The 5,713-nt window shown below is 49.3% G+C and carries 8 protein-coding genes; 5 read left to right on the top strand and 3 right to left on the bottom strand.

The window, feature by feature from the left end; genetic code table 11:
• Positions 1-208 (top strand): EAL domain-containing protein (locus VIN66_RS15720; RefSeq protein ID WP_331924854.1); only part of this gene is annotated, 208 nt, incomplete at its 5' end.
• 35 nt (positions 209-243) lie between these two features.
• On the opposite strand, the gene VIN66_RS15715 is transcribed toward VIN66_RS15720, so the two are convergent.
• The 3 genes from VIN66_RS15715 to gpmM form a co-directional block, all read right to left on the bottom strand.
• Positions 244-1,020, bottom strand: a complete 777-nt coding sequence (locus VIN66_RS15715) for a divergent polysaccharide deacetylase family protein (protein ID WP_331924853.1) — start codon at positions 1,018-1,020, stop codon at positions 244-246.
• An 88-nt stretch (positions 1,021-1,108) separates the two neighbouring features.
• On the bottom strand, positions 1,109-2,254 hold the full coding sequence (locus VIN66_RS15710) for a murein hydrolase activator EnvC family protein (protein WP_331924852.1): 1,146 nt from the start codon (positions 2,252-2,254) through the stop codon (positions 1,109-1,111).
• Between the two features lie 2 nt (positions 2,255-2,256).
• A complete protein-coding gene (gene gpmM / locus VIN66_RS15705) occupies positions 2,257-3,801 on the bottom strand; it encodes a 2,3-bisphosphoglycerate-independent phosphoglycerate mutase (protein ID WP_331924851.1) in 1,545 nt (514 codons plus the stop codon).
• A gap of 169 nt (positions 3,802-3,970) precedes the next feature.
• Here gpmM and VIN66_RS15700 point away from each other — a divergent pair, with 169 nt between their 5' ends.
• The 4 genes from VIN66_RS15700 to VIN66_RS15685 all read left to right on the top strand — a co-directional run.
• Positions 3,971-4,405 (top strand): rhodanese-like domain-containing protein, encoded by a 435-nt coding sequence (locus VIN66_RS15700; RefSeq protein ID WP_331924850.1) that lies wholly within the window; start codon positions 3,971-3,973, stop codon positions 4,403-4,405.
• Positions 4,406-4,407: 2 nt separating this feature from the next.
• Positions 4,408-4,665, top strand: coding sequence for a glutaredoxin 3 (grxC, locus tag VIN66_RS15695; protein ID WP_134053543.1), 258 nt, complete (start codon positions 4,408-4,410; stop codon positions 4,663-4,665).
• Between the two features lie 15 nt (positions 4,666-4,680).
• Entirely contained in the window at positions 4,681-5,169 is a 489-nt protein-coding gene (gene secB, locus VIN66_RS15690; RefSeq protein WP_226767263.1) for a protein-export chaperone SecB, read from the top strand.
• 3 nt (positions 5,170-5,172) lie between these two features.
• A partial coding sequence (locus VIN66_RS15685; protein WP_331924849.1) for a 2-dehydropantoate 2-reductase N-terminal domain-containing protein occupies positions 5,173-5,713 on the top strand: 541 nt, incomplete at its 3' end.

Genomic DNA, 5,713 nt, shown 5'->3' with positions numbered 1-5,713 from the left:
TGATAAAGCTGCCGGTGAAGTGATCGCGGAAACAATTATCAGTCTTGGTCAGCGCCTGCATTTATCAACCATAGCCGAAGGGGTGGAAAACGAGGCTCAGGAGCGGGCAGTGAAAGCTATGGGCTGTGACGAAGTGCAGGGCTTTATGTACGCTAAGCCTATGCCACAAGCAGAGCTGTTGAAGTATTTACAACAAGCATCATCATAACGGGGGCAGGTTGTCCCGGCAGAACTCCGCGGGTCTTACTCTTGCGGAGCTGATACTGCCGGTGCAGTAAAACCTGCAGCTACTACGTCATGGTTTTGTGGCAGTAGCTCAGCGATACCAACCAGTGTGACACCTTGCTGCTGCAACTTTGGCAGATATTTATGCAGGAATTTATAGGTTTCAGGGTAGGGATGCGCAATGGCAATGGCAGTTTTGCGTTTATGTGCAATGCGTAGCAAAGTATCGAGCTGTTTACTCATCGCGGCTTCGGTTTGTTCGTTGTCCAGAAATACCTGCCGGCTCAGATTAGTCACCCCAAATTGTCTGGCATATTTGCCGGCTTTGCTATGTGCAGTTGTTAAGCTATCAACAAAAAATAAATGCCTTTTCCTCAGGTACTCCATTGTCCACGCCATGGGTTCTTCCTGCTCAGTGTAAAAGCTACCCATATGGTTATTGATGCCTATGGCATAAGGGATGTCGGCCAGCGCCAGTTGTAGTGTTTGTTGTACCTGTTGTCTTGACATATCGCCGGTTAAGGCGCCTGGCCCCGGTTCTTTACCACTGCTGGCCTGCATCGGCATATGCAACATTACATCCCGCCGTAACTGAAAGGCATGACGCGCGGCCCGCTGGCCATAGGGGGTATGAGGCAGCACGGCAAAAGTCAGTGCAAAAGGTAAGTCGATAAGTTTCAGATCTGATTTCTGATAACCAATATCATCAATAATGATAGCGATGCGGGGTTTGTCTTCACTGGCTTGTAAATTAACACTCGCCAGGACCAGACTTAGTATAAGTAGTATTCGCACGTTTTTATTATTCTCTTTTATAGCGCTAAGCACTGAGTAAATCAGTTGCTGAAAGTATAAACACAACAGTTTGTGTCTGATATTCTTTTTAGCGTTTGCTCTGCATTAACCACTGCATAGGGTTAACGGCTTCGCCTTTTTCTCTGATTTCAAAATACAGTCCGGCTGAAGCCTGTCCACCACTCATTCCAGTCAGCGCAATCGTTTCTCCTGCGTTGATGCGGGCACCGGGTTGTTTGAGCAGGTTTTGATTATGACCGTACAGACTCATAAAGCCAGCGCCGTGATCGAGTACAATAACCCAGCCATAGCCTTTAAGCCAATCTGCATAAATCACCTGACCATCTGCAATGGCTTTTACCGCATCGCCCTCACTTCCCTGGATTAAGATACCACGTGACGATATGCCGCCCTGACGGCTCTGCCCGAAACGTTGTAGCAGGCTGCCGTTCAGAGGCCAAATCAAATGGCCTTTTTGTTTAGCAAGACCACCCAGCTCTCGCGCCTGCTCGGCAAGTTTTCGCAGGTTATCAAGCGTAGTTTGTAAACTGGCTTCATTCTGACGCAGGTAGTCCAGCTGGCGCCCCTGCTGCCTGAGTGTATCCTGCAAGCGAGACACGGCATGCTGTTGCTCTGACTTCGCCTGTGCCAGCATTTGTTGCTGTTGTCGCAGTTTTTGTAGTGATGCTGCAAGTTGCTGTTGTTTCTCTGTCAGTTCAAGCAGCACTTGTTGCAGCTGGGCAATGGTTTGATTCAATGCAGCCAGCTGACGTAATCTGGCCCGGTTGAAGTACTGATAATAACTTAACACCCGTTCCAGTTTTGCTGCGTCTTGCTGGTTCAGCAGCATTTTGCTGTAATCGTGTTGCCCCAGGCTGTATGCGCTTTTAAGTTGTGACGCCAGCAAACTTTGTTGCTGTTGCAGTGTCTGCTCCAGCGTTTTTTGCTCTTGCAATAATTGCTGCTCTCTGGCGGCCAGCTGCTGTCTTTCCTGCTCAGTAGCTCGGGTTGCTGCTGAAGCTTCTGCCAGTTCGCGGTCAGAGCGCTGCAGTTTTTGTTCCGCTTGTTCAAGCTGTTGCTGTTGCTGTTTAACTTGCTGCTCAGTTAACTGAATTTGTTGTTTCAGTTCAGCCAGTTCCTGTTCCTGCTGTTGCTGAGCAGAGGCTGATGGCAAACTAAGCAGCAGTACGCATAACGCAGACTGCTGCAGTTTTTTGCATGACAACTGCTGCATTGTTATTTGGGCTGCATCAGAATTTTACCGGTCATCTCGGTTGGGATAGGCATATTCATCAGGTGTAACATGGTTGGCGCAATATCACTGAGTACACCGCCTTCGGTCACACTTGCCTGACGACCAACATAAATAAGGGGTACCGGGCCGCTGGTATGAGCGGTATGGGCCTGGCCGGAGTCGGTGTCCAGCATCATCTCTGCATTACCATGATCAGCGGTGATAAGACATTCTCCGCCAACTTGCTGCAACGCATCAACAACACGTCCAATACAATGGTCAACAGCTTCAACGGCTTTAATTGCCGCGCTCATCACACCAGTGTGGCCTACCATGTCGCCATTCGGGTAGTTACAAATAATCACATCAAAATCAGCGCTGTGTATAGCGTTAACCAATTTGTCAGTCAGCTCTGTTGAACTCATTTCCGGCTGCAGGTCGTAGGTAGCAACCTTAGGCGAGTCAATTAAAATACGTTGCTCGCCTTCAAACAGCTCCTCACGTCCGCCGCTGAAGAAAAAGGTGACATGGGCATATTTCTCGGTCTCAGAGATACGCAATTGTGTTTTGTGGTGCTTTGCCAGCCATTCACCCAACACGTTGTTCAGACTCTCTGGCGGATAAGCACAAGGTGCTTTTATATCAGCCGCATATTCTGTCAGCATGATAAAGCTGCTAAGGGCCGGGCGATGCTGACGTGTAAAGCCATTAAAATCGCTGTCAACAAAAGCCCGGCTGAACTGGCGTGCTCTGTCGGCACGGAAGTTCATAAAGATCAGCGCATCGCCATCTTGCATCTGCACCGGCTTGTTGTGTCCGGACATAATGGCCGTTGCTTTTACAAACTCATCGTTTTCATCACGCTGATATGCCATCTCAAGTGCCTGCAGGGCATCCTGCGCCTGATATTCTGCGGTACCCTGCGTCAGCAAGTCATACGCCTGTTGTACCCGGTCCCAGCGTTTGTCACGGTCCATTGCATAGTATCTGCCGACAACGGACGCTATCTGGCCACTGCCTGTGTGATTAAAGTGTGCCTGAATTTTTTCCAGCGAACTCTTAGCACTGCGTGGCGGTGTATCGCGCCCATCGAGGAAGGCGTGCAGGTATATGGGACTGGCCCCTTGTTGCTCTGCCAGTTTGATCATGGCCAGTATATGGTCTTCATGGCTGTGTACACCGCCTGGCGATAACAGGCCCATAATGTGCACCGCTTTTTGTTGTTTCTTGGCCTTGTCTACTGCTGTTACTAACACCGGGTTGGTAAAGAAATCGCCGTCGTCTATCGCTTTGGTGATACGGGTAAAATCCTGATACACGATACGGCCGGACCCAAGGTTAACATGCCCCACCTCGGAATTGCCCATCTGACCATCTGGCAAGCCAACGTCAAGGCCAGAGCCTGATATCAGGGTGTGCGGATAGTCGTGCCATAACCTGTCCATTACCGGCGTATCGGCCTGTGCAATAGCATTATTGTCTGTTTCTTCCCGGTAGCCCCAGCCATCAAGAATTAACAATACCAAAGGTTTTTTGCGACTGGTCATGTGAGCTCCGTGTTTTAAGCGAGAAGGAGGAAAATGCAAGCAGCTATCTTACCGAAATTTGTGCAATTCTCCAGCCCTGATATTCGCAGCCGGCAAGCACAGGGCTGCTTTCTGTTATGAAACTCAGTATACTCAGCGCGGAAAATTATCAGTGATAAGTAGAGTGAATATGCAGCAGTATATCGAGTTTGCAACAAACCATCCTATTTTAAGCGCAGTTTGGGTAGTGTTATTTGTGCTGTTAATCGCCAGCTGGGTGAAATCGAAGTTTTCGCCTATCCGGCAGATCACACCGACGGAGCTGACCATGCTGGTGAACCGGCAAAATGCAACCGTGGTTGATATCCGCGCAGAAGCCGATTTTAGTAAGGGCCATATTACCGGCGCCCGCCATTTGCCAATGGCAGATATTGAAAAACAACAGCTGGCAGGGCTTGAAAAGCTGAAAGCCGAACCCATTATCGTGGTATGTCAGGCTGGTATGACAGCGCAAAAAGCGGCAGCCAGTTTATTAAAGCAGGGATTCAGTTCGGTTTCTGTGCTGCAAGGTGGTATGGGAAGTTGGACCGGAGCCAGTCTGCCTGTCGTTAAAACCAGGAGGTAATGATGTCGCAAGTGACTATTTACACCAAAGCATATTGTCCTTATTGTGTTCGCGCTAAGTCTGTCTTGGACAACAAGGGTGTCAGCTATCAGGAAATCAGGATTGACGAAAAACCAGAGTTGCGTCCTGAGATGATTGAACGCGCCGGCGGGCGGAGCACAGTTCCGCAGATATTTATTGATTCCCGTCACATTGGTGGCTGCGACGATATGCTGGCACTTGATGCAAGCGGACAACTTGACCCTTTATTAAACCTTTAAACATTAGGAATTATCATGGCCGAACAACAAGCAAACGGCGTTGCAACAGAAGAGCAGGGCTTACATTTCGCCATTCAACGTATTTTTGTTAAAGACATTTCTTTTGAAGCGCCAAATGCTCCGGCAATTTTCCGCAAAGAATGGAAGCCGGAAGTTAAGCTTGATTTAGACACCCGCAGTGAAAAGCTGGATGAAAATGTATATCAGGTTATCTTGTCACTGACGGTAACGACGACTGTTGAAGGTGAGACGGCGTTTTTATGTGAAGTGCAGCAGGCAGGTATATTTTCTATCGGGCCTCTGGAAGATGCTCAGATGGCACACATGCTGGCCTCATTCTGCCCGAATACACTGTTTCCGTATGCTCGTGAAGCAGTATCTAACCTGGTTAACCGTGGTACTTTCCCGCAATTAAATCTGGCACCGGTTAACTTTGATGCCTTATTTGCCCAGTATGTGCAGAAGCGTCAGGCTGAAGCTCAGGGCGTGAAAGCAGACGCTTAATCAATGCAGCCTTCTGCTATTGCTGTGTTAGGGGCGGGCTCCTATGGAACCGCCCTTGCTATTTGTCTGGCCCGTAACGGCAACACCATCAGTTTGTGGGGCCGTAATGCAGAGGATATGGCGCAGATGGCGCAGCAGCGCCTGAATCAGAAATATCTGCCGGATATCCGCTTACCTGATACCTTACAGGTAACAGCCGATTTAGCCGAAGCCGTTGCAAGCAGCAGAGATATTCTGTTGGTTGTACCGAGTCATGCCTTTGCTGAAACCTTACGGCAGATAAAACCTTTGCTAAAGCCGGATGCCCGCCTGGCATGGGCAACCAAAGGGCTGGAGCCGGAAACCGGTCGTTTACTGCAGGATGTTGCCCGCGATATTCTCGGTGATGATGTCTCACTGGCAGTATTTTCCGGGCCTACTTTTGCAAAAGAGATGGCCGTTGGCATGCCCACGGCCATTTCATTATCTTCTTCCGACGGCGAATTTATCAGCCGGTTGTCGGATTTACTGCACTGCGCCAAGAGCTTTCGCGTATACACCAATC

The sequence above is a fragment of the Rheinheimera sp. genome (genome assembly GCF_036568245.1).
In the GTDB taxonomy this organism is placed as follows: domain Bacteria; phylum Pseudomonadota; class Gammaproteobacteria; order Enterobacterales; family Alteromonadaceae; genus Alishewanella.
This window is presented reverse-complemented; position numbering and strand designations above follow the sequence as displayed.